Here is a 471-nt window from a genome sequence, read left to right as displayed (position 1 = left end):
CGACTGTTCCGGATGGCTTCAACATCCACAAGACGGTCGCGCGCACGGTCGATTCCCGCCGCAAGATGGCGACCACCGGCGAAGGCCTCGACTGGGGCATGGCCGAGCACATGGCGTTCGCCACGCTGCTCGATGAAGGCTTCCCGGTCCGTCTCTCAGGTCAGGATTCCTGCCGCGGCACGTTCACCCAGCGCCACTCGCACTTCGTCGATCAGGTGACCGAAGAGCGCTACACGCCGCTCAACCACGTCTCCGACAATCAGGCGAACTACGAAGTCATCGACTCGCTGCTCTCGGAAGAAGCAGTCCTCGGCTACGAGTATGGCTACGCCCTCACGGCTCCGAACACGCTCACCCTCTGGGAAGCCCAGTTCGGCGACTTCGCCAACGGCGCGCAGGTCCTGTTCGACCAGTTCATCTCATCCGGCGAGCGCAAATGGCTCCGCATGTGCGGCCTCGTCTGCCTTCTGC

General features: G+C 63.5%; 1 pseudogene. It reads left to right on the top strand.

The features are described 5' to 3' along the window. A pseudogene (gene kgd, locus RM844_RS32420) lies at nt 1–471 on the top strand (multifunctional oxoglutarate decarboxylase/oxoglutarate dehydrogenase thiamine pyrophosphate-binding subunit/dihydrolipoyllysine-residue succinyltransferase subunit); the annotation flags it as partial.

It is taken from the genome of Streptomyces chisholmiae, from assembly GCF_031845445.1.
Lineage (GTDB): Bacteria > Actinomycetota > Actinomycetes > Streptomycetales > Streptomycetaceae > Streptomyces > Streptomyces chisholmiae.
This window is presented reverse-complemented; position numbering and strand designations above follow the sequence as displayed.